At 49.6% G+C, this 22636-nt stretch carries 22 protein-coding genes; 14 read left to right on the top strand and 8 right to left on the bottom strand.

What is annotated here, in order from left to right:
* Positions 1 to 92 precede the first annotated feature (92 nt).
* The 3 genes from ACAW87_RS16860 (at position 93) to lepB (ending at position 2953) form a co-directional block, all read left to right on the top strand.
* On the top strand, positions 93 to 887 hold the full coding sequence (locus ACAW87_RS16860) for a DUF5683 domain-containing protein (protein WP_370724804.1): 795 nt from the start codon (positions 93 to 95) through the stop codon (positions 885 to 887).
* Between the two features lie 23 nt (positions 888 to 910).
* Positions 911 to 1645, top strand: a complete 735-nt coding sequence (dapB, locus tag ACAW87_RS16865) for a 4-hydroxy-tetrahydrodipicolinate reductase (RefSeq protein WP_370724805.1) — start codon at positions 911 to 913, stop codon at positions 1643 to 1645.
* Between the two features lie 147 nt (positions 1646 to 1792).
* Positions 1793 to 2953 carry a signal peptidase I gene (lepB, locus tag ACAW87_RS16870; RefSeq protein ID WP_370724806.1) on the top strand — a complete coding sequence of 387 codons (1161 nt, stop codon included), beginning with the start codon at positions 1793 to 1795 and terminating at the stop codon, positions 2951 to 2953.
* A 200-nt stretch (positions 2954 to 3153) separates the two neighbouring features.
* Here the strand turns inward: lepB and ACAW87_RS16875 are convergent, their stop codons facing one another.
* The 3 genes from ACAW87_RS16875 to ACAW87_RS16885 all read right to left on the bottom strand — a co-directional run bounded on the left by ACAW87_RS16875 (position 3154) and on the right by ACAW87_RS16885 (position 7025).
* Positions 3154 to 3504: a 4Fe-4S dicluster domain-containing protein gene (locus tag ACAW87_RS16875; RefSeq protein ID WP_370724807.1), complete on the bottom strand. Its 351-nt coding sequence runs from the start codon at positions 3502 to 3504 to the stop codon at positions 3154 to 3156.
* A 165-nt stretch (positions 3505 to 3669) separates the two neighbouring features.
* Positions 3670 to 5892, bottom strand: coding sequence for a transglycosylase domain-containing protein (locus ACAW87_RS16880; protein WP_370724808.1), 2223 nt, complete (start codon positions 5890 to 5892; stop codon positions 3670 to 3672).
* A gap of 152 nt (positions 5893 to 6044) precedes the next feature.
* Complete coding sequence (locus ACAW87_RS16885; protein ID WP_370724809.1) at positions 6045 to 7025, bottom strand: outer membrane beta-barrel protein; 981 nt, start codon at positions 7023 to 7025, stop codon at positions 6045 to 6047.
* A gap of 157 nt (positions 7026 to 7182) precedes the next feature.
* On the opposite strand from ACAW87_RS16885, the gene ACAW87_RS16890 reads away from it, so the two are divergent.
* From ACAW87_RS16890 to ACAW87_RS16920, 7 genes are all read left to right on the top strand, one after another.
* Positions 7183 to 7902 (top strand): SDR family oxidoreductase, encoded by a 720-nt coding sequence (locus ACAW87_RS16890; RefSeq protein WP_370724810.1) that lies wholly within the window; start codon positions 7183 to 7185, stop codon positions 7900 to 7902.
* Positions 7903 to 7984: 82 nt separating this feature from the next.
* On the top strand, positions 7985 to 8701 hold the full coding sequence (locus tag ACAW87_RS16895; protein ID WP_370724811.1) for a sulfite exporter TauE/SafE family protein: 717 nt from the start codon (positions 7985 to 7987) through the stop codon (positions 8699 to 8701).
* A gap of 101 nt (positions 8702 to 8802) precedes the next feature.
* Positions 8803 to 9135: a thioredoxin gene (trxA, locus tag ACAW87_RS16900; protein ID WP_370724812.1), complete on the top strand. Its 333-nt coding sequence runs from the start codon at positions 8803 to 8805 to the stop codon at positions 9133 to 9135.
* Positions 9136 to 9301: 166 nt separating this feature from the next.
* The gene (locus ACAW87_RS16905; RefSeq protein WP_370724813.1) at positions 9302 to 10018 is read left to right on the top strand and encodes a hypothetical protein; all 717 of its coding nucleotides are present in this window, start codon (positions 9302 to 9304) and stop codon (positions 10016 to 10018) included.
* Positions 10019 to 10146: 128 nt separating this feature from the next.
* Positions 10147 to 11178, top strand: coding sequence for a hypothetical protein (locus ACAW87_RS16910; RefSeq protein ID WP_370724814.1), 1032 nt, complete (start codon positions 10147 to 10149; stop codon positions 11176 to 11178).
* Positions 11179 to 11228: 50 nt separating this feature from the next.
* Positions 11229 to 12287, top strand: a complete 1059-nt coding sequence (locus tag ACAW87_RS16915) for a hypothetical protein (RefSeq protein ID WP_370724815.1) — start codon at positions 11229 to 11231, stop codon at positions 12285 to 12287.
* A gap of 99 nt (positions 12288 to 12386) precedes the next feature.
* Positions 12387 to 13496, top strand: a complete 1110-nt coding sequence (locus tag ACAW87_RS16920) for a D-TA family PLP-dependent enzyme (RefSeq protein ID WP_370724816.1) — start codon at positions 12387 to 12389, stop codon at positions 13494 to 13496.
* A gap of 66 nt (positions 13497 to 13562) precedes the next feature.
* Here the strand turns inward: ACAW87_RS16920 and ACAW87_RS16925 are convergent, their stop codons facing one another.
* The gene (locus ACAW87_RS16925; protein WP_370724817.1) at positions 13563 to 14045 is read right to left on the bottom strand and encodes a hypothetical protein; all 483 of its coding nucleotides are present in this window, start codon (positions 14043 to 14045) and stop codon (positions 13563 to 13565) included.
* 150 nt (positions 14046 to 14195) lie between these two features.
* Here ACAW87_RS16925 and ACAW87_RS16930 point away from each other — a divergent pair, with 150 nt between their 5' ends.
* The 3 genes from ACAW87_RS16930 (at position 14196) to ACAW87_RS16940 (ending at position 16843) form a co-directional block, all read left to right on the top strand.
* The gene (locus tag ACAW87_RS16930; RefSeq protein WP_370724818.1) at positions 14196 to 15887 is read left to right on the top strand and encodes an AMP-binding protein; all 1692 of its coding nucleotides are present in this window, start codon (positions 14196 to 14198) and stop codon (positions 15885 to 15887) included.
* 104 nt (positions 15888 to 15991) lie between these two features.
* A complete protein-coding gene (locus ACAW87_RS16935) occupies positions 15992 to 16177 on the top strand; it encodes a CsbD family protein (RefSeq protein ID WP_207330592.1) in 186 nt (61 codons plus the stop codon).
* 288 nt (positions 16178 to 16465) lie between these two features.
* Complete coding sequence (locus ACAW87_RS16940) at positions 16466 to 16843, top strand: HPF/RaiA family ribosome-associated protein (protein WP_370724819.1); 378 nt, start codon at positions 16466 to 16468, stop codon at positions 16841 to 16843.
* A gap of 133 nt (positions 16844 to 16976) precedes the next feature.
* Here ACAW87_RS16940 and metK read toward each other — a convergent pair whose 3' ends face one another.
* Positions 16977 to 18254, bottom strand: a complete 1278-nt coding sequence (metK, locus tag ACAW87_RS16945) for a methionine adenosyltransferase (RefSeq protein ID WP_370724820.1) — start codon at positions 18252 to 18254, stop codon at positions 16977 to 16979.
* A gap of 386 nt (positions 18255 to 18640) precedes the next feature.
* On the opposite strand from metK, the gene ACAW87_RS16950 reads away from it, so the two are divergent.
* Complete coding sequence (locus tag ACAW87_RS16950) at positions 18641 to 19402, top strand: DUF2279 domain-containing protein (RefSeq protein WP_370724821.1); 762 nt, start codon at positions 18641 to 18643, stop codon at positions 19400 to 19402.
* Between the two features lie 4 nt (positions 19403 to 19406).
* Here the strand turns inward: ACAW87_RS16950 and ACAW87_RS16955 are convergent, their stop codons facing one another.
* From ACAW87_RS16955 to ACAW87_RS16965, 3 genes are all read right to left on the bottom strand, one after another.
* On the bottom strand, positions 19407 to 20561 hold the full coding sequence (locus ACAW87_RS16955; RefSeq protein ID WP_370724822.1) for a lycopene cyclase family protein: 1155 nt from the start codon (positions 20559 to 20561) through the stop codon (positions 19407 to 19409).
* 70 nt (positions 20562 to 20631) lie between these two features.
* Positions 20632 to 21510 (bottom strand): lipoyl synthase, encoded by an 879-nt coding sequence (lipA, locus tag ACAW87_RS16960; RefSeq protein ID WP_370724823.1) that lies wholly within the window; start codon positions 21508 to 21510, stop codon positions 20632 to 20634.
* A 185-nt stretch (positions 21511 to 21695) separates the two neighbouring features.
* Entirely contained in the window at positions 21696 to 22493 is a 798-nt protein-coding gene (locus ACAW87_RS16965; protein ID WP_370724824.1) for a hypothetical protein, read from the bottom strand.
* Positions 22494 to 22636: the final 143 nt, after the last annotated feature.

Consider the following 22636-nt stretch of genomic DNA (forward strand, 5'->3'; position numbering starts at 1 on the left):
TAAGAACCAATACAGTGTCATTTCGACCGGCGTTTACGTTACGAGCTTAGCTACAAACGTTCGCGCCGGTCGCGTTATTACCGGGTAAACAAGTGAAAAACAAGGTTCTTTTCTTCGGGCAGATCCACGCCAGACATATCCATAAGGAACGTCTACTTCTTTGCCTCCTGTTGTGGCTGGGTGTCTTTATGCCAGGTACGTTGCTGGCCCAAACGCCCGATACCACCCGGCAACGCCCTATTATTCGTCCCGGTGTACCGGCTCCAGATACACTGACCCCTGAAATGGCGACCGAAAATGCTGCCCTACTAGTTGATTCCCTACTGGTTGATGAAGGCGACAGTGTGGCGGTTGATACCGTGCAACTCTCCGAAAAAGCCACCGCCGAAATCCGCAAGATCATTCCCAAGCGGGCGGCGCTGCTATCACTGGCTATGCCGGGTCTGGGACAGATTTACAACGGCCAGAAATGGAAAGCCCCCATTATCTATGCTGGTTTCGGCGCGTTGGGGTATTTCATCGTCACGTATACCGGTAACTATCAGGAATACCTAACTGGGTATAGAACCGCTTCAGCCATGACGGTAGACCCAGTCACACAACTACCTATCACCGACCCGAGGGATAAGGTAGCCATCGTAAACGGTCGTGAACTGGACCTTAATCAGTTGAAACAGGGTACCGATTTCTGGCGGCGCTGGCGCGATTACAATATTATCTTTACAGCCCTATTCTGGGGTCTGAACGTGGTGGATGCTAATGTTACAGCCCACCTGAAAACGTTCGATCTATCAGACAGCCTCACCATGAAATACGCTCCTACCGTCATACCATCGCCCACGGGCTTTGCACCAGGCGTAAAGCTGACCATGACGTTTAAAAAGTAGCCTTAAAACACGTAGTAGTACCAATGAATATTCTTTTACTCGGTTATGGCAAAATGGGCAAAGCCATCGAACAAATTGCCCTCGACCGTGGCCATCAGATCGTGGGTCGGATAGACCTAAACAACCGCGCTGACCTCGACACCCTTGCCGACGATGCCGTAGATGCCGTTATTGAGTTCAGTTCGCCAGAATCGGTTGTCGATAATTTACGCTATTGCATTGGGCGGGGTTGGGCAGTCGTTTGCGGTACTACCGGCTGGCTTAGTCAGCGGGCGGCTATCGAGGCGGCTGTGCGCGAGCGGGGCAGCGCTTTTTTCTACGCATCGAACTACAGCATTGGTGTCAATCTATTTTTCAGACTCAACAAAACGCTGGCTAAGTTCATGCACGATTACCCGGCCTATCAGGTGTCGATGACAGAGGTGCACCATACTGAAAAGAAAGATGCTCCTTCGGGTACGGCCATCACACTGGCCGAGGGTTTGCTGGATCAACTGCCCCACAAAAACCGTTGGGCCGTTTCGGAAGTCGACAAACCGGCTGAAGGAGACGTTGCTAACGCTATTGTGATCGATTCCGTACGCGAAGGCAACGTACCTGGCACCCACGTAGTCCGGTTTGAGTCGGAGGTAGATCGCATCGAGATTTCGCACGTGGCCCACAGTCGGCAGGGATTTGCGATTGGTGCGGTAGTGGCGGCTGAGTGGCTAGCCCCGCGTAAAGGCATTTTCGGCATGGACGACCTGCTCGGAGAATGACAAGTAGCCCCAACCACCGGACAGGCGGTTGGGCGATTGCAGCCAAATGATTGTATTTTTGTCGAATAAACAAAGTTCGTTGGTCAGCGTTCGGGAACAGGTACTTGCCCCAAACAACTGATCACGCACCAAGAACATCAATTTCCTGTGTCTGAAATCAACACAACAACGAAGGCCACTAAACCGGTCAGGAAGAAATCAGCCCTTCGCGAGTGGCTCGATTCTGTTTTGTTTGCGGTCGTAGCGGCAACGCTTATCCGCTGGCTATTTATGGAAGCCTTCACCATTCCTACTCCCTCTATGGAGCGGAGCCTGATGGTGGGTGATTTCCTGTTTGTCAGTAAGTTCCACTACGGTACCCGTACCCCCAAAACACCGTTGCAGGTTCCGCTCACCCACCAGAAAATCTGGGGTACCGAAATTCCTTCTTACCTCGACTGGATTCAACTGCCTCAGTTTCGTCTACCCGGCTTTTCGAGCGTGAAAAACGGCGACGTTGTAGTCTTCAACTTCCCGCCCGAAGATCAGTATCCCACTGACCTGAAAACGAACTACATCAAACGCTGTATGGGTATTGCCGGCGATGTGCTGGAGGTACGTCACCGGCAGGTGTTCGTAAACGGCAAAGCTGCTGAAGTACCACCTTTCTCGCAGATGTCGTATTTTGTAGAAACAACCAAAGGTGATCTAGACGACGCGTTTTTTCGGGAGTACGCGATTATCAACGATTACCCAAATAGCACCTTTAACTGGCAGCCGATCGAGCAGCTCGATTCAGTATCGAGAACCAATAAGGTTGTTGGCTACAAACTGAACACAACTGTTGAAACAATCGAAAAGCTAAAAACACTCGACTGGGTTAAAAAGGTGACGCCTTACGACGAAGAGCCCGGCGAAACGCCACCAGCCTATTCGCAATTGTATGCAGGTACAAAATTTAACTGGACGGTTGACAATTTTGGCCCTGTCACAGTGCCCAAGGAAGGCGTAACGGTACAACTCGACGAAAAAGCGATCGCTCTCTATGGCACCGTTATCAAAAAATACGAGGGCAACGAAAATGTAGAGGTTACCGACAAATCCATTTCAGTTGGAGGAAAAGCCATCACATCGTACACCTTCAAGCAGGATTACTACTTTATGATGGGTGATAATCGCCACAACTCGCTTGATTCACGCTTTTGGGGTTTCGTACCCGCCGACCACATCGTAGGTAAAGCCGTCTTTATCTGGATGTCGATTGACCCAAATCCAGCTAACGCCGCCAACAAGATTCGTTGGAACCGGCTGTTTAGCGTAGTGCATTAAAGTTTAGTCTGGATAGTCGTTAAATAAGGAGTCCTGAGTCTGGAAAGTCATTGCTAGTAGCGACTATCCAGACTCAGGACTCCTTATTTAACGACTATCCAGACTAAACTTAAAAAGTCCTGAGTCTGGCTAGTCAATGCTTAATAGCGACTTTCCAGACTCAGGACTCTTTTTTTAACGACTCTCAAGACTAAAAGCTCCTACTCTTCTGAGTGTAGCCAGGCTTTCTTGGCTAGTAAGGTTTCTTCGTCTTCTTCGTGCTCAGGGTCGGGCACACAGCAATCTACCGGGCAAACGGCAGCACACTGCGGCTCTTCGTGAAATCCTTTACACTCTGTGCATTTATCGGTAACGATATAATAAAACTCGGCAGAGACCGGTGCTTGTGGTGATTTTCCGCTAATCACGGTACCATCACCAAAGTCAACCACATCGAGGGCTGTACCGCCACCCCATGTCCACTCTACACCACCTTCATAGATGGCCGTGTTTGGGCATTCTGGTTCGCAGGCACCACAGTTGATGCACTCCTCAGTAATCATAATGGCCATAATCGAAGCAATTTAGCTGGCTAATAATCGGGGAACTGATATTGAGACAACAAATATAAATATTTAAAGTTGGCGGGAGGCGGAAAAAAGTAATAGTTGACATCAGTAATTGACAAATCCGATCATCGAATTGTCAGTCTTACCCTCTAATAACGTTGCAGTTAGTTATTCCACACCCTTCGCTTCTTCCTGCTTTTTCTTCTCTTCTTTTTCGCGGCGTTTCTGCTCACGACGTTCCTGGCGAAGCTGTTTTCGGGTCTTCACCGTATCGCTGGCAACGGCCTCGTCGGCAGGGCGTGCAGTGCGTGGCGTCGGGGTTTCGTCAACAGATTGTTGAGTGGCAGGCTTCTGATCATCGTCGGGATTGCCATTTAGCAGCCGGTTAAACAAGTCATCCATACCTCCGCCTTCATCGGCAGGATCGGTGCCCAAACTATCCGACTCAAAAAAGTCCTGTGGCATCACTTGCCGTCTCAGGCTTTCGCGTAGCCGTACATCATAAAAGCCATAGGCTCCGCTATCTGGCTGCGTGAGGCCTCGTTTCGCCATAATTCGGCCAATGATCCTAAAGTATCCGCGCACATTACGTACCTGAAGTGAGCCGTCGGGCTGGAAATACGTTAGCGCTTTTTTGGGACTTGGCACCACAAAGGCCAGAAAAATACTTTCACCTAAATTGAGTTCTGCGGGCGTTTTATCAAAATAATAGCGAGCCGCTTCACCAATGCCGTAAATATTTTTACCCCACTCAATGATGTTCAAATACACCTCGAACATCCGCTCTTTAGAGACCAACTGCTGATTCTCCATCAACCAGACAATTAGAATTTCTTCGACCTTGCGTGACAGTGTTTTGTTCCGGTTCAGAAACACGTTCTTTACCAATTGCATCGACAGTGTGCTTGCACCACGCTTAAACGAACCGGCCTTGTAATTGGTCGCAATCGACACACGGAACGCCTTTTCATTAAAGCCTTTATGCGTGAAAAAATTGTAATCTTCCGAGGTAAGCACCGCATTTTTCAGGTCAGACGCGATGTAGCTCAGGGGCGTGAAGTCGGGATTGGCATCTGATACGGTAATGTCACGAACCGGCTTCTCTTTTTCGTAGGGAGTATAGACGAACGGCTGATTGATACGCCGGAAATCGGTGCGTCCCATGGCCAGAATCTTAAACTCGTTCGATGTGAGGCCAGAGTCGAACTTTACGGAATCGGGAAGGCTCGTGTCGAAGTTGAAGTTCAGATCATAGCGCAGTTTACCGGCGACCTTCATACCGTCGAGTGAGGCAAATAAACCTTTCGGAAATGAATTGAACAGAGCCTGCGCATCCAAGTCATCTGTATGCAACTGCACGTCGAAAATTTTTCCTGTACCAGCTTTGGTATCAGCCAGAGTATACTTCACAAAAGGGTGGGCGCTCACTTCACCCAAATACAACGTTGAACTGCTATCGACCCCCACATAGTTTTCGCCCACAAACAGATTGGCGTCTACCGCAGCGCGCTGTACCACCACATCGGTTGGCGAAAGCGCCGGATGATTTAACCGCAGGTTACGAACCGAGCCAATGCCCTCCAGCCGAAACTCCCCGCCCGAGCGGTCAACATCACGCAATTCGGCATGAAGGGTATCGGCCTGCGCTTTTAGCTTGAAACGACTCTCCAGATACTTGATTTCAAGAGGCTTGCCAACAGCATAGAGATCAATATTGTATTCTTTATCCGAGGGTGATGCGTCTCCGGTTATGTGCCATATAGCTTCGCTTCCGTTGAGCAACAGCGTTGAGGTCACTTCGCCGTTGTCAATTTTAGCCTCAGATGCCAGCAGGTTTAGTTGCTGTTCGTTATCGATCACCCGGAAATCGAAGTTCTTCACATTCAGATCATCCGGTATTTTAGTCAGCAGATTTTCGATCAGGTTTTCGGCCACATCAGCCAAATTCGTGTTGGATCTGGGTTTCCGGGTAGCCGTTGAGTCTTTCGGTCGCTTCAGAATGGTATCCAGGTTAGTCAGCGAATCTCGTTTGACTACCTGAAAAAAGCCATTTTCTACCGACAGTTCAGACAAGGCAATATTGCCAACCAATAATGGCCACAACCGAACACTCACCTGTACCTGATCAATACGGGTCAGACTATCCCGGTTGGCTGGCACTACCGACACATCGGTTACCGACAGCGAGGTGAGACCAGTAAAGTTGGCCGACCCGATATGCAGCGTGAGGTCGTAGTCTCGTTTGGCTTTTTTTATAGCCCGCTCAATGGCTATACTGAGCAGGCGCTCACGCTGATTGTAGGCGTAAACGGCTCCGGCTATGCCCAGTACCAGCAGTGTTAGCACAGTCCAGGCAGAATAGCGCAGGACATTGCGTTTGTTAATTGGCATTTCGTTGCGAATAGTGCCGTAAAAGTACGGATTTCAGCAAGTGAACGCTACCCAACCCGTCGGCATTGTTGATTACAAAGTACGTAACAACAAAACGGGCAGCAATGTGCCACCCGTTGTGTTTGCTATAAAAAGCCTGATTTTAACGAGAATTAACGGCTTCCCAGAGGGAATAAATAACCCACAGACAATTGCCCTAGGAACGGTTTACCGGGAGGGTTACCAAAATCAAAGCTATTTTTTGTGTCGCCGAGTGTGTAATAGCCCCGAGCTTCAACGGTAAACTTGCCCGATCCGGCTGGTATACCCAACCCAAGCCCCAACGCGCCACCATACGCGATAACTGATTCTGAGTTGCCGGCATCGAGCGAATAGGCGCCGTAAGGGCCAACGTTCACAAAAAAGCGCGTAGCACCCTGCTGCCCGAACTGAAACTTAGCCAGCAAAGGAACCACAATACTGTTTACCGGCTCTGTTGTAGTAGTTATGGTAGTGGCGGTTCGTGTTATAACGGTTCTATAATCCTGGTGAAAGTTAATCTCGGGCTGAAAGGCGACACCGCCACGGCCAAACTGGAATACGACGCCAGCATGGAAACCATATATTGGGTCGGGCGTAATGTCCAGAAAACCGCCCAATCCATCGGCTACCTGTTGTCTTTCTAAAAACGCCGTATAATTGCCACCAAGCCGCACGCCAATATAGGTACCTGCTTCACCCGAAGATGCCTTTTCAGCGCGACGGTCGGCCCGGGTAGCCATTTCGTCAGAATCACGCGTCCGGCCTTTTCGCCCCGTATTAGGCACTGTAGACTGCGGCTTTATTCCGTGTAATTCGTCGTACATCTGTTGCTTTTTCACAGCATCCAGTGTAGCAGCGTTTTCGGGTTCTGTGCTTGGGAATGTCAATGTTGAGGCCGCTGCTTCTGTAACCACCGGCGCTACGGTTGTAGCCCGTGGTTTGGTTACTACTGGCTTTTTAGCTGCGGTGGTGGTCGCTTTTTTAGTTGTCGAGGCCTTTTGAGCGGTAGTAACAGGCTTCTTGGTGGTCGTTGCTTTTTTCTTGGGGGTAGTCTGCGCGGTAGCGACCGACAGGCTGAAGCAAAAAAGCAACAGGGCGACTATTGACTTCATAAAAAGATGTGGTTGACGGGTGATCGACGTGTTGAACAAAGTTGACAGGTTATTGAATGACTTACTATTTCATTTGAGGTAACGGCTCTGGATGCAAGATTTTTTTCAAACAAAGCCAACACTTTCTGCTTATACCGTTAACGTATACTAGTAGACAATGACAACTCAACATCCCAGAACAGCCCTGATTACAGGCGCAAATAAAGGCATTGGATTTGAAATAGCCCGCCAATTGGCTAAACGTGGTTTTGCTGTATTTGTTGGCTCACGCGACATGACAAAGGGACGCGCCGCTGCGCAAGCTCTGTGCGATGAGGGTTACGAGGCCACTTTTATCCAGCTCGATGTTACCGATCCAGTTAGTATAAAACAAGCAGCAGGTACATTCTCCCAAAAAGCCAATCATCTGGATGTGCTCATTAACAACGCGGCCATTCTGGAAGATCACGGCGAAACCATTCTGAAATTGAACCCTGAACTGCTCGACCGTACACTCACCACGAATGTAAAGGGTGTGATCATGGTAACGCAGGATTTTTTGCCCTACCTTCAGAAAAGCCCGAACAGAGAGCAGATTGGCTCCCGAATTATCAACGTATCGAGCGGAGCCGGGGCACTGGAAAACATGCACACCTATGCACCTGCCTACAGTATCTCGAAAGCAGCCCTTAATGCCGTAACGCGGCAGTTTGCCGGTGCTTTGCCGGATATGGCGGTCAATTGTGTGAACCCCGGCTGGGTACGTACCGACATGGGCGGTAGCAGTGCGTCAGACTCGGTTGAGAAAGGAGCCGAAACTATTGTCTGGCTTGCTACCGATGCATCTCCCGCTGAAACGGGCAAATTTTGGCTCGATAAACAGGAGACAGCCTGGTAAGTAGCACTCGCCGAACCAGTACATTTAATCGGTACCTTAGCCCTTCTTTTTTGAAAGCTGGTTACTCATCGATTCACCATTCATGCTTCTCCTGATTGCGCTCTTTGTGGTTGGTCTTGTCTATGCCTCAGCCGGGCACGGTGGAGCCAGTGGTTACATAGTCACCATGACGCTGTTGGGGGTTGCTCCGGCGGTGATCAAACCAACAGCGCTGTTGCTTAACCTGTTTGTTTCGTCGGTTGCGTTCATTCAGTTTTACCGGGCTGGCCATTTCCGGTGGAACACGTTCTGGCCGTTTGCCCTGGCCAGCGTACCACTGGCCTTTTTAGGGGCCCGCCTCCCCCTCTCCGATCAGTTGTACCGGCAACTACTGGCGGGGTCGCTTTTGCTACTAGTTATCCGTCTCGTCTGGTCGGCCCGGGCCGACGAAACCGATTCTCGACCCGTTCCGCTGGGAGTTGGTCTCGTGACTGGCGGTGGTATTGGGTTGCTATCGGGGATGCTTGGTATTGGCGGCGGTATTATTCTGAGTCCGTTGATGTTATTTTTTGGTTGGGCTACTACCCGCCAAACGGCTGCCACATCAGCTCTGTTCATCTTTGTCAATTCCTTGTCTGGGTTAGTCAGTCTGCTGGCAAAGGGGTACACGCCCGACCCGCAGCAATATGCCTGGATTTCAGCAGCTTTCGCAGGCGGACTGGTGGGTGGTTATCTGGGGAGCCGTCGTTACAGCATTCCAACTCTCCGGTATGTGCTGGCAGCAGGCGTAGGGATTGCCTGTCTGAAACTACTCCTTTGAACAGACCACAGGACCGCTCAATGGGTCGGGGGAACTAAAGACTTCGGGTGGGGTTTATGGCATTGAAAGAAATTTGAACGACTTAAAACTCAAGTATACTCATGGCAGCAGGATCACGGGCTATCGAAGCGACTGACGCTAATTTCAACGACCTCATTAATTCAGACATCCCCGTTTTGGTCGATTTTTGGGCCGAATGGTGTGGCCCCTGTAAAATGATTGGACCCGTTGTGGAGCAGCTCGCCGCCGAATTCGATGGCAAAGCGGTTATCGCCAAAATGGACGTAGACCAAAATGCGCAGGTGCCCATGCAATTCGGTATCCGTAGCATTCCAACCCTGATGGTGTTCAAAAACGGTCAGATGGTTGATAAAGTAATTGGTGCTGTACCCAAGTCAGTACTGGAACAAAAACTGAATGCCCAAATGGCGTAACGCCTGAGGTCTCAGCAATTCGTAAAAAGCCAGCCTTTCGGGCTGGCTTTTTTATTGGTCAAGTCTGGGGTTCATTGGGCCAGTCCCATAACCGTTTATCCGTATTGGCTGTTGTAGGTTTCACACAAGCGTGTAGTATTGTTCCGTCAACCACGATTTATCAACTATGGCCGATTCTGCCAAAAATGCTGACAAGAGTTTAGGCGATAAGCTGTTAGGTTTCTTTATCAAAGAAGACCCAGCAAACGCTAACGTACCTGCTGCCCAACCGGCACCTAACCGCTCGGGTCCTGCCATGACGCCTACACCGGCCCCACTACCCTCGTCGACAGGCGCGTCAACCAGCGGCGTTACCGGCTCGGTTGATACTAAGTTCGTTGATCATTTCTCGGGCGTACTGAGTAAAGCCAACCTACAGGGGCCGGACTACTTCGAGTTTCGCGAAATTCTTCGTAATCTGAGTAACCTGGGCTTATCAGAAGAAAAACAGTTTCAGGCCGCCTGGGCCAGTTTCAAGGCCATGGCAGGCACTGGTGACCCCGGCGTATTGGCTACAGCGGCCAATCAATACCTAGCTGCCCTGAGTACAGACCGGGATGCTTTCCTGAAAAGTGTCGACGCAGCTATGCAGGACCGGGTGGGTGGTCTTCAGGAAGAGCAGAAGAAACTTGAGGCCGATAATGAAGCCATTGCCAAACAAATTGCCGAGTTGCAGCAACGATCGGCCGCCAACGCCGACCGGTTAATGAAAATTAATGGTGAGGTCATTGAACAGAGTTCAAAGATCAACCAAAACCGCGCTAATTTCGAAGCAACCTACGCCACCTTCACCGACCAAATCAAGGCCGATGTTTCCAAAATGGCAACGTACCTGAGACAGTAAACAGTTATCAATGAACAGTTATCAGCCTTGCTTCACAACATTCTGATAGTCAAATTATAACTGTTCATCGATAACTGTTTACTGATCATTGATAACTGTTTACTGATAACTGATAATTGATAACTGACATGGCTTCTCCTGATTTTTCAAAACTAGCGGGCGGTGGTGCCAGCGACAGCACTAAAGGGTCGTTCTGGAGCCGTCCGGAGGGTGTTACCGGTATGCTCGCGCTGGGCGCATTGGGCGTTGTAGGCCTGGTGTACTTCAACCGGATTATGGAATTCCTGATTCGGGCAACCGAGAATACCCTGTACCTGGCTTTTCTCCTTGGCGCTCTGGCTTTACTGGTGTTCCTGTTCACCAGCCGCGATGTGCGTACCGCTGCGTTCTTCCTCTACAAAACCCTGATGCGTAAGATCACCGGCACTATTATTCAGTTAGATCCCATCGCGATCATGAAAATTTACGTGCAGGACCTGCGCGAGAAACGCGAGAAAATGCAGGGGCAGATCGACACGCTGGCCGGGCAATTGGTGAAACTGAACAAAAAGATCAACGAGAACAACGAATCGATCAAGCAGAAGTTTGCCGAAGCCAACAAGGCCAACGAATTGGCCGCCACCCGGCCGGGCATGAAAGAAGCCGCCACCCTGGCTACTATGGAAGGCGCGGGCCTGCAGGAAATGAACGAGAAACTGTTCCCCCTTCAGCGCAATATGAAACTCGTGCTCGAGTTTATGGAGAAGGTCAATAAATCGGCCGATTACCTGATTAAAGAGACCGATATTAAAGTTAAGCTGAAGGAAACGGAATACCGGATTGTCAAGGAAAGCTCAAATGCCCTGAAAACCGCCGTGAGCATCTTCAAAGGCAACCCGGACAAGAAATTCTACTTCGATGAGTCGATGGAATATATCCAGGACGATATGAGCAAAAAACTCGGCGAAATGAAACGCGCCATGGATCTCTCGATGGACTTTATCAACGGCGTCGACATTCAGAATGGTATGCTCTCCGACAAAGGACAAAACCTGCTGGAAGCCTATAATAAAGGTGAATTTTCATTCGTCCAGCTCAACGCTCCAGCCGCCGACCGTTCGCAGGAAGCCAGGGTTATTAACCCGCCCAAAGACGAAGGATACCGCAGCCTGCTCGATTAATTACGTCTCGTCTCTAATTCCATTTCTTCTTTAACTCTTTATTCTATACCATGAACCGATTGACTACTGCAGGCCGCCTGATGATTACGGCCCTGATTCTGGCCTTGATTTACTTTGGCTTAAAATACGTAGCGGGCGTTGACCTGATTGAGAAATTTAAAGGCGGCAACAAGTCCGAACAAACCGATGCGTCATCGCCCACGCTTCCTCCCGGTCAGGATGCCACCGCCACGGCGGAAGGTACCGGCAGCAGCATGGCAACTTCTGAGGAGACTTCAGAGGGCTCATCGCAGCCGGGCACTCGGTCTACCTTCAACTTTCAGGCTCCTGAACCTCAAGGTGGTAAATTGAAAGGTGTGGTTGAACTAGGTGCCAGCGGTTTCAATTCGTTTATCGTCCGGGTAGATGACCAGAAGCGCTGGAAGCTCGAAAAAGCCGATTTTGGGAATAGTCTTGTGCTTGAGAATATGGCCACCGACCTGGATATTCGGTCGGGCCTGAAACAGTACATCGCCAACATGCTCAATTTCGGCGTCAATGGACGTGAAATTCAGTTTGTGGTAAGTTCGGGAGCCATGAAAGCCGAAACCACGCAGAAGATCATCAAAAACCTGAAAGCCCTCAACTACGTGGTCAATACCGTTACCCCCGAACAGGAAGGCAGATTGGCACTTCGGGCCGCTTTACCGGCTGAGTTCGACGATAACGCGTTCGTGGTAGACATTGGCTCGGGCAACACCAAAATATCGTGGAAAAACGGCGAAAATATTTCAGCTGTAGAAACATACGGAGCCAAGTATTTCCAGAATGGCGATGATGATACTAAAGTCTATGAAGAAGTAAAAAGCAAAGCCAAACAAGTGCCTGCCGACCGAAGAAAGACATGTTTCATCATTGGGGGAATTCCCTTCGAACTCGCCAAGCAAGTACGTGTTGGTAAGGAACGATACACCGTATTGAAAATGCCTGCTGATTACAAGAGCGAAAATGCAAAGCAAAAAGCGGGTGTCAACATCTACAAAAGCGTAGCCGACGCCACCGGCACACAGCAGTTTGTGTTCGATTGGGATGCCAACTTCACCATTGGTTACCTCCTGACGCTGAAGTAATATTTGACTAATGACAACCCGGGTCGGGCTGGTCAGTACACAGATTCGGTGTACCGACCAGCCCGCTTTTAGTTATTTTCGTGCATAACTCCGTCAAGAATGTTAACTACTTCCTGGGCCACCGTTCAAAACGCCGATACCATCGATTCGCCCGCATTACTGATTTATCCCGATCGGGTAGGGCAAAATATTCAATTGGCCATCACACTCGCTGGTGGGGTTGAGCGACTACGGCCGCACGTTAAAACGCACAAAATGGCGGCGGTAACCCGGTTGATGATCGGGGCAGGCATTACGAAATTCAAGTGCGCTACTATTGCCGAAGCCGATATGCTGGGTCAGGCTAGTGCGCCCGACGTCTTGCTGGCCTATCCGGTGGTGGGTCCTAAAATGGCCCGTTTGCAAACCCTGACGGTAACGTACCCAGAAACCCGTTTCTCGTGTCTGGTCGATAATCTGGCTACAGCGCGGCAACTGTCTATTCTGTTTGCAGATCAGCCGCTAGATGTGTTTATCGATCTGAATGTGGGCATGGGTCGCACCGGTATTGCCACCGCCGATGCCCATCAGTTGGCCAACGATTGCGCCAATTTACCGGGCATTCGGGTGGTAGGGTTACACGCCTACGATGGGCATATCCGTGATACTGACGTACCCACGCGCACGAGCCGCGCCAATCAGGGTTACCAGGCTGCGCTAGCCGTTCGTGACAGCATAGAAGCCGGTCAGTCAACGCAACTAACCCTGATTATGGGCGGCACACCTACCTCTAGCATTCATGCCCAACAGAAAGGCGAACGGGTGCAGACTAGTCCGGGTACGTTCGTTTTCTGGGATGCGGGCTACGCCGAACAACTCCCCGATTTACCGTTTCAGATAGCTGCTGTGTTGCTCACGCGGGTTATATCGGTCATTGATGACCATACGCTCACGCTTGATCTGGGACACAAATCGGTAGCGGCCGAGAACCCACAACCTCGCGTAGTTTTCCCCGAACATCCCAACGCCGAGCTGATTGGTCAGAGTGAGGAACATCTGGTGGTGAACGTACCCAATGCCCGGAAATATACATCCGGCGATGTCTGGTATGGTATTCCCAAACATATTTGCCCGACCGTAGCCCTGTACGAAGCGGTACAAGTGGTTGAAGACGGTTTGGCCAACGATAGCTGGCCGGTTACAGCCCGAGCCCGGAAACTGATTGTGTAACTACTCGGGTATCAGTAAATGGGTTACCAATCCACTAAGGAGCAGTTACCCATTTTTCATGTTCATCTACTCGTCTTTCTTTGCCTCCTTTGCTTTTTTAGTGTTTGCCACGTGCTGCTTTCCGGCTTTCGAGCCGGTCTTCTTTTTTACGTTGGTCGCCTTTTTTTCGCTATCCGATAGCTTATCCCAGGCCTCCTTGGGCAAATACCGCGTCGTGCCCCCTTCCCGATCGGCGGGTTTACCGTCCGACGTTTGCCAGTCTTCATCGGTCCACTGGCTCAACTCCTTCTGGGCATCAGTCTTTTTAGCCTCTTTATAGCCACCGCCTTCCTTTTCGTATTCATGGGTGAGCAACTGCGATTTCCGAGCGCTCCACTGCCCGGGTTTCCCACCTTTATCTCCGGCTTTTATTTTTTCTTTCAGCCGTTCACGAAGTTCAGGATCAGTGTAGTTATCCTCTTTCTTCGTCGATTTTTTCGATGAAGTGGTAGCCTTCTTTTTAGCCGGTTTATCGCCGGTAGCCGATACTTTTTTTGTCTCCTTTGCCATAACGTTGTGTTGGGTTTTCCAGATGTATTACCTGATTAGTAACTCCTTCTGGTCAGACAATAACCCTATGATTATATTTTTGTTTGGCGACAGCAAGTATGGTTTTTTCAGTATTAAATTGTACTCAAAACATCAACTTGTTCAGGAATTATGGCAACGCTCACGGCATCCGACCCTTCGATACAGACGCTCGTTCTCCCCGAATTATTCCTGAAATGGGAGGCGACAAAACCCACGGCTACATACCTGCGGCAACCCGTTGGCGATGGCTACAAAGACTACACATGGGGTGAGGTAGGTCAACAGGCTCGGCGAATGGCAACGTACCTGAGTTCACTCGGCCTGGCACCGGGCAGCAACATCGGACTTGTTTCGAAAAACTGCGCTCACTGGATTATTGCCGACATGGCCATTTTGATGGCGGGCCACGTATCGGTCCCCTTCTACCCTACTCTTACCGCCGACCAACTCAGGCAAGTAATGGAACACAGCGAATGCGCCGTATTATTTGCCGGAAAGCTCGACAATTGGACCGCAATGAAACCGGGTGTGCCCGACGGCGTTACGCTGATTGGCTTTCCCGATTATGGCCCATCAGGTCTTATAGACCCGGATCTGGTGGCCTGGCAAACCATCATGGATGACTATGAGCCCATGCAACAGGTGGCCCAACCTAAACCCAACGACCTTTTTACGATCATTTACACCTCCGGCACAACCGGAAACCCAAAGGGCGTAATGGTCGACTACGAAGCCGTGGCACAAGCCCTGGCCGAAACACGGGTAAAGATGTTGCACGACACACCCAATGCCCGATTCTTCTCCTACCTTCCCCTTTGCCACATTGCCGAACGCAACGTAGTAGAAGCCATCAGTCTGGCCACGGGCGGCACCGTCTATTTTGCCGAATCACTGGAAACTTTCGCTAAAAATTTGTCAGCGGCCCGGCCCACCCACTTTTTGGGAGTACCCCGTATCTGGACTAAATTTCAGCAGGGGGTGTTGGCCAAAATGCCCCAGAAAAAACTTGATGTGCTGCTTCAGATTCCCATTCTGGCAGGTATCGTAAAACGTAAGATCAGGCAAACATTGGGACTAAACGATGCAGTGCTTATCCTGACCGGAGCGGCGCCCATGCCTCAATCGCTCATTAAATGGTTCCGTACCCTTGGCGTTCATATTCAGGAAGCCTATGGCATGACTGAAAATTTGGGCGCTGTGAGCCTGATGCCCCGCCACGATATGCGCGACGGTACCGTTGGTCAGGTTTACCCAGGTATGAAAGTCAGGCTAGACCCACAGACCGGCGAAATATTGACCAAATCCGGCTGGCTGATGCGGGGCTACTACAAAGAACCAGCGCTTACCAATAGCATAATGCAGGATGGATGGCTGGCAACCGGCGACGTAGGTACGTTGGACACCGATGGTTATCTGAGTATTACCGGACGGGTGAAAGAGATGTATAAAACGGCCAAAGGAGAATATGTAGCCCCTTCTCAAATTGAATTTGGGTTTGCCGATAACGCCTACATCGAACAAATTTGTGTTGCCGGGCAACACCTTCCACAACCACTCGCCCTGATCGTACTCTCAGAAATAGGCCGCCACGCCGACCGGATTTTAGTAGAACGTAGTTTGGAGGATACACTTACCATGGTAAATCCTAAACTACATGCCTATGAACGAGTACGCAAACTGGTCATTGTGCGCGACGCCTGGACGGTAGATAACAACCTGATGACACCTACGATGAAGATGAAGCGAAACGTGATCGAGGCCCGCTACAACGATAACCTGCAACCCTGGTATGAAAATGATGAAGTAATTATCTGGGAATAATTTAATGTAACCCCATAGACCTGATAAACAAAATTTTCTTGTCTCAGTTATATATCCACGGCTCAGGGTGAGTCGCATTATTCACTCAATAAAAACTTAACGTCATGAACGAGACAACAGCCAGCGGTCTATGGGACCAAATGAAAGGTAAAATCAAACAAGCTTACGCCGACCTAACCGACGATGATCTAACTTATGCCGAAGGCAAAGAAGATGAAATGTGGGGTCGGGTACAGGAAAAAACGGGTAAGACCAAAGACGAAATACGCAAATCGGTGGCCGACTTATAGGCACCTTACCACATAAGAACGTCCGGCTGATCTAATCATCAGCCGGACGTTCTGTTTGCCGATCATCTGAATGATTCTGCTGATTTATACAATTGGAAGAATCTTCACTTTGTCAATGTTCCACGAACGGGCCTATATTGAGGTTAGCATAACGTAGAGTATACGTTTGAGTTGCTGACCCGTGAAACACGTTTGGACATTTCTTCGTATGCCTTGACTCGTATAGCCTAAATCATCAACTTAGGTACTCCATAGGTATATGTTTCACTTGATAACCGCTTGGACAGTATGAGAGTACAAACTCACGCCGTACACTTTACGGCCGACCAAACCCTTCTGGACTTCATTCAGAAGAAACTCAACAAGCTCGACACCTTCCACGATCGAATCGTGAGTGCAGAGGTGTTTCTTAAACTAGACGGAGCCGAAACCGCTAAAGTCAAAGACAAAATCGTTGAGATACGATTAAACATCCCCGGGAAAGAACTCTTCGTCACCGAACGAAGCAAGTCTTTTGAAGCCGCCATTGAGCATTTAATGGATGTGATGAAAGACAAGTTGGTCCGTAGCAAAGAAAAACGAACTGATTTTTCAAGCCCGGCCATTACAAAAGCAAAAGCCCAACAGGAAGAAGAAACCATTGAAGTTGAACAAGACGAGTATTAATAGTTAGTCTTGTAAGTCGTATAAAAAGGGAGTCCTGAGTCTGGAAAGTCGCTATTAAGCAATGACTTTCCAGACTCGGGACTCCCTTTTTATACGACTTACAAGACTAGTTTATACGACTTGCAAGACTGAATTACAGCCCAAACGTTTCTTTCACCTGATCAACAAAATCGAGTTTCTCCCAGGTAAACAGTTCTACTTCCATTTCTTTGGTATGCCCGTTACCACCGAAAGTTTTCGTGACGATCTCATTCTTACGGCCCATATGCCCGTAAGCAGCTGTTTCTGAGTAAATCGGGTTACGAAGTTTCAACCGCTGCTCAATAGCGTACGGACGCATGTCGAACAATTGGGCGATCTTTTCAGCAATTACACCGTCGTGCATGTCGATCTTAGCTGTACCGTAGGTGTTTACATATAGCCCACAGGGTTTGGCTACCCCAATGGCGTAAGACACCTGTACCAGCACCTGATCGCAAAGGCCTGCCGCCACCATATTCTTGGCAATGTGGCGGGTCGCGTAAGCGGCTGAACGGTCTACTTTCGAGGGATCTTTACCCGAGAAGGCACCACCACCGTGAGCCCCTTTACCGCCGTAGGTATCAACGATAATTTTCCGCCCGGTCAGGCCGGTGTCGCCGTGTGGGCCACCAATAACAAACTTGCCCGTAGGGTTGATGTAATACGTGATATCGTTGTTGAAAAGACCTTGCAATTCAGGCTTCAACTTGGCTTTCACCCGTGGAATAACCAGGTTGATAATGTCTTCACGGATTTTGGCCAACATGATCTCATCCGTGTCGAAGTCATCGTGCTGAGTAGACACCACAATCGTATCAATCCGGATGGGCTTATCGTCATCAGAATACTCGATCGTCACCTGCGACTTGGCATCGGGTCGAAGGTATCCGATCAGGCCGGGCTCGGTGTTACGGATTAGAGACATCTCGCGCAGGATGGTGTGAGCCAGATCCAGCGGCAGCGGCATGAAATTGTCGGTTTCGTTAGTAGCGTATCCAAACATCATACCCTGATCGCCAGCGCCCTGTGCGTTGGCTTTCGTCTCGAAATCGTCGTTCTCAACCTTCCGGTCAACGCCCTGATTAATATCAGCCGATTGATCGTGCAGCGCTGAAAAAATGCCGCACGAGTTGGCTTCAAACATATACTCACTCTTGGTGTATCCAATTCTGCGAATTACATCGCGGGTAATTTTTTGAACGTCCAGGTACGTTTCCGTCTTGATTTCGCCGGCAAGTACCACCTGACCCGTGGTTACCAGGGTTTCGCAGGCGACTTTACTATCGGGATCAAAAGCTAAGAAGTTATCGATGAGGGCGTCGGAGATCTGATCGGCGACTTTGTCGGGGTGTCCTTCAGAAACTGACTCGGACGTAAAAAGATAAGGCATTGCGACTCCGTTATAACTTGGTTGAAGTCGCAAAACTAAGGCTTTCCAAGCAAATTCAATGACACATCTCGCTTACGCTCTCAACTGACTCCAAGAGTTGATTGATTGGCCATTAGTTCAGCAGGGCGTATAGTGAATTTACCATAAAGTAACATTGACTGGACTTACCCAATAACCGCCGAAGGTATTGCTTTAACTTGACGCCTTAATCCCACACGATGAAATCATTTACTATTCTCCTTTTTTGTTTCCTGACCGTTTTTACCCTTTATGGGCAGTCTGTGGACAGCACACGGATATATACAGATACTCTGGTGCGATCTACAGTTCATAGAAGCCGCTTAGCCACGGTTGTTGCTACAGAATCAGCTTTGTATTTAGGCAGCATGGCCTATCTGCAATTTGTCTGGTACAATGGCGAAAAACGGGTACCCTTCGAGTTTTACAATGATTCGGGTGGTTATCTTCAAGTCGACAAGTTCGGACATGCTTATGGGGCATATCTGCAGAGTCATTTGGGTTACCATGCTTTACGCTGGGCGGGAGCGCCCAAACGAAAAGCGCTGCTCTATGGCGCTACGCTGGGCTTTTTTCTACAGGCACCCATCGAAATCTGGGATGGCCTCTACGAAGGCTGGGGCTTCTCGTGGAGCGATATAGGCGCCAATGCCTTCGGGACCTCCTTGTTTCTGGTGCAGGAGCATCTTTTCGATGAACAACGCCTAACCTATAAATTCAGCTTCGCCCCCTCGCCTTATGCCCGGCAGGCCAATGGCTACTTAGGCACCACAACGCTCGGGCAGCTATTCAACGACTATAATGGTCACACCTACTGGCTTAGCATGAGCCTGAACCGAATAATCAAATCGCCCAATATACCGGCCTGGCTGTGTGTATCTGTCGGATACGGCGCCAATGGCATGTTTGGCGAGTTTAGGAATCTGAAATACTACGGCGGGGTCTCTATTCCAGAAACAAAACGTTACCGCCAATTCTTATTCTCGCTTGATGTAGACTGGACGAAGATCAAAACAAAAAGCAGGCTCCTGAATGGATTATTCAAGAGCATGTTCATGCTGAAACTGCCCTTTCCGGCTATTGAACTGAATACCCGAGGACAGTTCAGCGCGTACGGCCTTTATTACTGATTGCCTAGAATAGCCGCTTACGAATAACATCGAATGCCCCCGCCGTAAAAGGCCCCAAAGGCACCGTACTCATAATGCGCAGGTCTTCCCACAGGCTGGTATCCTCATCCAGAAACCGGAAAATGCGGGCGGGCGGGTTGCGCTCATATAGGCGCGTGAAAATATCGTCGGCGGGGTGGCGCTTGTGTTGCAACACGTTGAGCAAGACACTATCGAGCAGGCCCTTAAACGGTTTTGTAAACCACGATTTGCGCCGCTCGGGTCGTCCGGTAGCCGCTAGCATATTTACCAGTTCGCGCAGGTATTGTTGGGTACGTTGAAAGGTGTAGCCTGTTGACGGCTTGGTATAACCACCCGACGTGCCGATTCTGACGATATGGTCGGCAGGAAATTCGGGCGTTGGCTCATCAGACATCGGAATGATTCCAAATTCGGTTTCACTGATTTGATAGCTACCCGTGTCGAGAAACTGATCGATGTAATGACGGAGCGATGCTTCGTATTCTTCCGGTTCCAGCAAATGATCGTTGAAGATGGTGTACTCAACCATGGCGGTGGTTGGGTTGAACGGTAACACATACAAAAAACGACAATCGCCTTTCTGCGCTACTCTAAAATCCATCATCCGGGGCCTATTTACATCAAAACAAGGCTTTTCGGTGGTAATGACCCATCCCTTGAAGTGTTGCAACAAGTTATGATTATCCGGATCTTTCAGGTTGAGCGCATACGTGCTGTCGAAGATGAAATCGGCAATAATAGGCTCATCATCAACAATCAGGAAACCACCATCGGCCGTGTCTTTCAGGCGGTTTATAGTACCCTGTTTAAATTCAATATTCGGAAACTTAGCCAGATGTGTTCGGATATGATCGTAAAAATCAATACCCCGAAGCATTTTGTACTGATATTCGCCAATGTTCAGTGGCCCCGACAATGTGGTTCCGTAAAAATCAACGGTATTCCACTTACGGAACAAAATAGGCTCAAAAGGACCTTCCCCGCGTTCCCAGAAACACCAGGTACGATCGTTAGCGTTTTTGACCTCCTTATCGATAATGAGCACCGACTTGTCTTGCAAAGGGGACATTGTCAGGTAATAGGCCAGGCTAAGTCCTGACATTCCTCCTCCCGCAATCACGTAATCGTACTTTTTCATGGTTCAAACAAAAAAAGCCCTGCCGTACAGACAAGGCTTTGGTAGTATAACCAGTTTAGAGATCAGTTGGTTATACGTTCACGTGCTTTTCAGCGTGATAACTTGAACGAACCAACGGACCCGATTCAACGTACTTGATACCCCGCAACTCGCCCTGCTCTTTATACATGGCAAACGTATCGGGGTGAATCCAGTCAATGACTTCATGGTGCATTTTAGTGGGTTGCAGGTACTGCCCCAACGTAAGTATATCGCAACCATGCTCGACCAGATCGTCCATTGCTTTCAGCACCTCATCGGTTTTTTCGCCCAAACCCAGCATAATACCCGTTTTGGTGCGTTGCCCGTACTCTTTCGTACGACGAATCTGTTCGAGGCTACGCTCGTAACGCGCTTGTGGACGTACCCGGCGATAGAGACGCTCAACGGTTTCCATGTTGTGCGAGACAACCTCCTGTCCACCCTCGATCATCCGAATCAGGGCATCCCAGTTACCTTTTGTATCAGGAATCAGGGTTTCGATGGTGGTAGTGGGTGATGCTTCTTTCACAGCCCGAACAGTCTGATACCAGATTTCGGCCCCCTTATCTTTCAACTCGTCGCGGTTCACAGAGGTGATGACGGCGTGTTTAACCTTCATCAATACAATGGCCTCGGCCACACGGCGCGGTTCGTCAGTATCATATTCATTGGGCCGCCCGGTAGCTACCGCGCAAAACGTACAGCTGCGGGTACACACATTGCCCAGAATCATAAACGTAGCTGTGCCGGCCCCCCAACACTCGCCCATATTGGGACAGTTGCCGCTCTCGCAAATCGTGTGCAGTTTATAGGTATCGACCAGTTTCCGGACTTTTGCGTATTCCGGGCCAATAGGCAATTTCACCCGTAGCCAGTCAGGCCGTTTCGCACGTTGCTTTTCGGATGCGATAACAGGTAATTCGATCATGATGGTAAAGCCGCTTATTTCCTAGAAAATGCGTTTGGGCGGGGTAAAGTTCGGCAAGGTGGAGTTTGTCCTTTGTAGTCTGTTGTTTGTGGTTGCGCTGCTACCCAAAACCCCTAAAGGAGCTGACTGACTACGTCAGCAACGCAACATCAAACCCAAAACATCAAACCCGAAACCCGATTCTCTTATTTCTTCGTGCCGAAGAAGAGGGTAACGTACCCGGATGTGAAGAAACTGCGGTTGCCCAGCGTGCGGTCGCCCAGGGCGGTATTCGTGTTGGGTACAATCACAATTTTACTGGGGTAGATTTCAGACAAAAACCCGATTTCGAGGCCGGTTGTGTTGTTACGGAAAGCGCTCAGCTCAAAACTCAGCGCCGCTTTGGCGTGTACACCAACGTTGAGGCTCGATTGGCCTATCCCCTGGAAGAAGCCGCCAGAACCAACGATGAACTCAGACCGGCCGCCAGCGGTAGGCGAAGAAACAGCTTCGGAGTAAGGTATTTGACGAGTAGTATTGCCCGACGATACTTCTACGTAGTAAGGCTTGATGATAGCTAACGAAGGACCAGCGGCAAAAATGGCATTGACCGAAATACCTTCGTCGGTGTTACGCCGGAACAGAGCCAGTTCGCGGCCATACTGCGGGCGCAAGGCGAAGAGGTAATTCTCTTTCCCCAACAGAAAAGACCCGCCGAAATTGCTGCTTCCAGCCGCATACTCACGGGGGTGTTTCACGTTGACAATCTCGACGCTGATGTAGCGGTACTGCGTTTTACCGAAGAGATCACCGTCCAGTTTTTTCGACTGCCGGAATACGAAACCACCCAGGAGGCCTGCATTCGTGTTTGTGGTGATACCAAAGGTGGTAACCGTCTGAAAATTATCTTCGTCAGAACCATCAGCAGATTGGGCACAGGCGGGTACAGTCAGCGAGAGAAGGCCTGTAAGCGTGCAAAAAACGAGCGTATATATGGATTTCATCGTTGTAACGTCAGAACACGAAAGATAGCACTTTTAGGTAAAAACGTTCATGCTTGGCCGGTTGTTTCACGGCATTTGTTTCAACGGCTTATTTTCTTGCAAGCATCCGTTTCCGCTGCCTTCATTTTCGACGCAATAAAGGG

It is taken from the genome of Fibrella aquatica (genome assembly GCF_041321135.1).
GTDB classification, from domain to species: domain Bacteria; phylum Bacteroidota; class Bacteroidia; order Cytophagales; family Spirosomataceae; genus Fibrella; species Fibrella aquatica.

Bases quoted from the DNA above. Each gene is read 5' to 3' on its own strand.
- dapB (WP_370724805.1), top strand. From the start codon at position 911: ATGAATATTCTTTTACTCGGTTATGGCAAAATGGGCAAAGCCATCGAA.
- ACAW87_RS16875 (WP_370724807.1), bottom strand. From the start codon at position 3,504: ATGGCCATTATGATTACTGAGGAGTGCATCAACTGTGGTGCCTGCGAA.
- ACAW87_RS16880 (WP_370724808.1), bottom strand. From the start codon at position 5,892: ATGCCAATTAACAAACGCAATGTCCTGCGCTATTCTGCCTGGACTGTG.
- ACAW87_RS16885 (WP_370724809.1), bottom strand. From the start codon at position 7,025: ATGAAGTCAATAGTCGCCCTGTTGCTTTTTTGCTTCAGCCTGTCGGTC.
- ACAW87_RS16890 (WP_370724810.1), top strand. From the start codon at position 7,183: ATGACAACTCAACATCCCAGAACAGCCCTGATTACAGGCGCAAATAAA.
- ACAW87_RS16895 (WP_370724811.1), top strand. From the start codon at position 7,985: ATGCTTCTCCTGATTGCGCTCTTTGTGGTTGGTCTTGTCTATGCCTCA.
- trxA (WP_370724812.1), top strand. From the start codon at position 8,803: ATGGCAGCAGGATCACGGGCTATCGAAGCGACTGACGCTAATTTCAAC.
- ACAW87_RS16905 (WP_370724813.1), top strand. From the start codon at position 9,302: ATGGCCGATTCTGCCAAAAATGCTGACAAGAGTTTAGGCGATAAGCTG.
- ACAW87_RS16910 (WP_370724814.1), top strand. From the start codon at position 10,147: ATGGCTTCTCCTGATTTTTCAAAACTAGCGGGCGGTGGTGCCAGCGAC.
- ACAW87_RS16915 (WP_370724815.1), top strand. From the start codon at position 11,229: ATGAACCGATTGACTACTGCAGGCCGCCTGATGATTACGGCCCTGATT.
- ACAW87_RS16920 (WP_370724816.1), top strand. From the start codon at position 12,387: ATGTTAACTACTTCCTGGGCCACCGTTCAAAACGCCGATACCATCGAT.
- ACAW87_RS16925 (WP_370724817.1), bottom strand. From the start codon at position 14,045: ATGGCAAAGGAGACAAAAAAAGTATCGGCTACCGGCGATAAACCGGCT.
- ACAW87_RS16930 (WP_370724818.1), top strand. From the start codon at position 14,196: ATGGCAACGCTCACGGCATCCGACCCTTCGATACAGACGCTCGTTCTC.
- ACAW87_RS16935 (WP_207330592.1), top strand. From the start codon at position 15,992: ATGAACGAGACAACAGCCAGCGGTCTATGGGACCAAATGAAAGGTAAA.
- ACAW87_RS16940 (WP_370724819.1), top strand. From the start codon at position 16,466: ATGAGAGTACAAACTCACGCCGTACACTTTACGGCCGACCAAACCCTT.
- metK (WP_370724820.1), bottom strand. From the start codon at position 18,254: ATGCCTTATCTTTTTACGTCCGAGTCAGTTTCTGAAGGACACCCCGAC.
- ACAW87_RS16950 (WP_370724821.1), top strand. From the start codon at position 18,641: ATGGCCTATCTGCAATTTGTCTGGTACAATGGCGAAAAACGGGTACCC.
- ACAW87_RS16955 (WP_370724822.1), bottom strand. From the start codon at position 20,561: ATGAAAAAGTACGATTACGTGATTGCGGGAGGAGGAATGTCAGGACTT.
- lipA (WP_370724823.1), bottom strand. From the start codon at position 21,510: ATGATCGAATTACCTGTTATCGCATCCGAAAAGCAACGTGCGAAACGG.
- ACAW87_RS16965 (WP_370724824.1), bottom strand. From the start codon at position 22,493: ATGAAATCCATATATACGCTCGTTTTTTGCACGCTTACAGGCCTTCTC.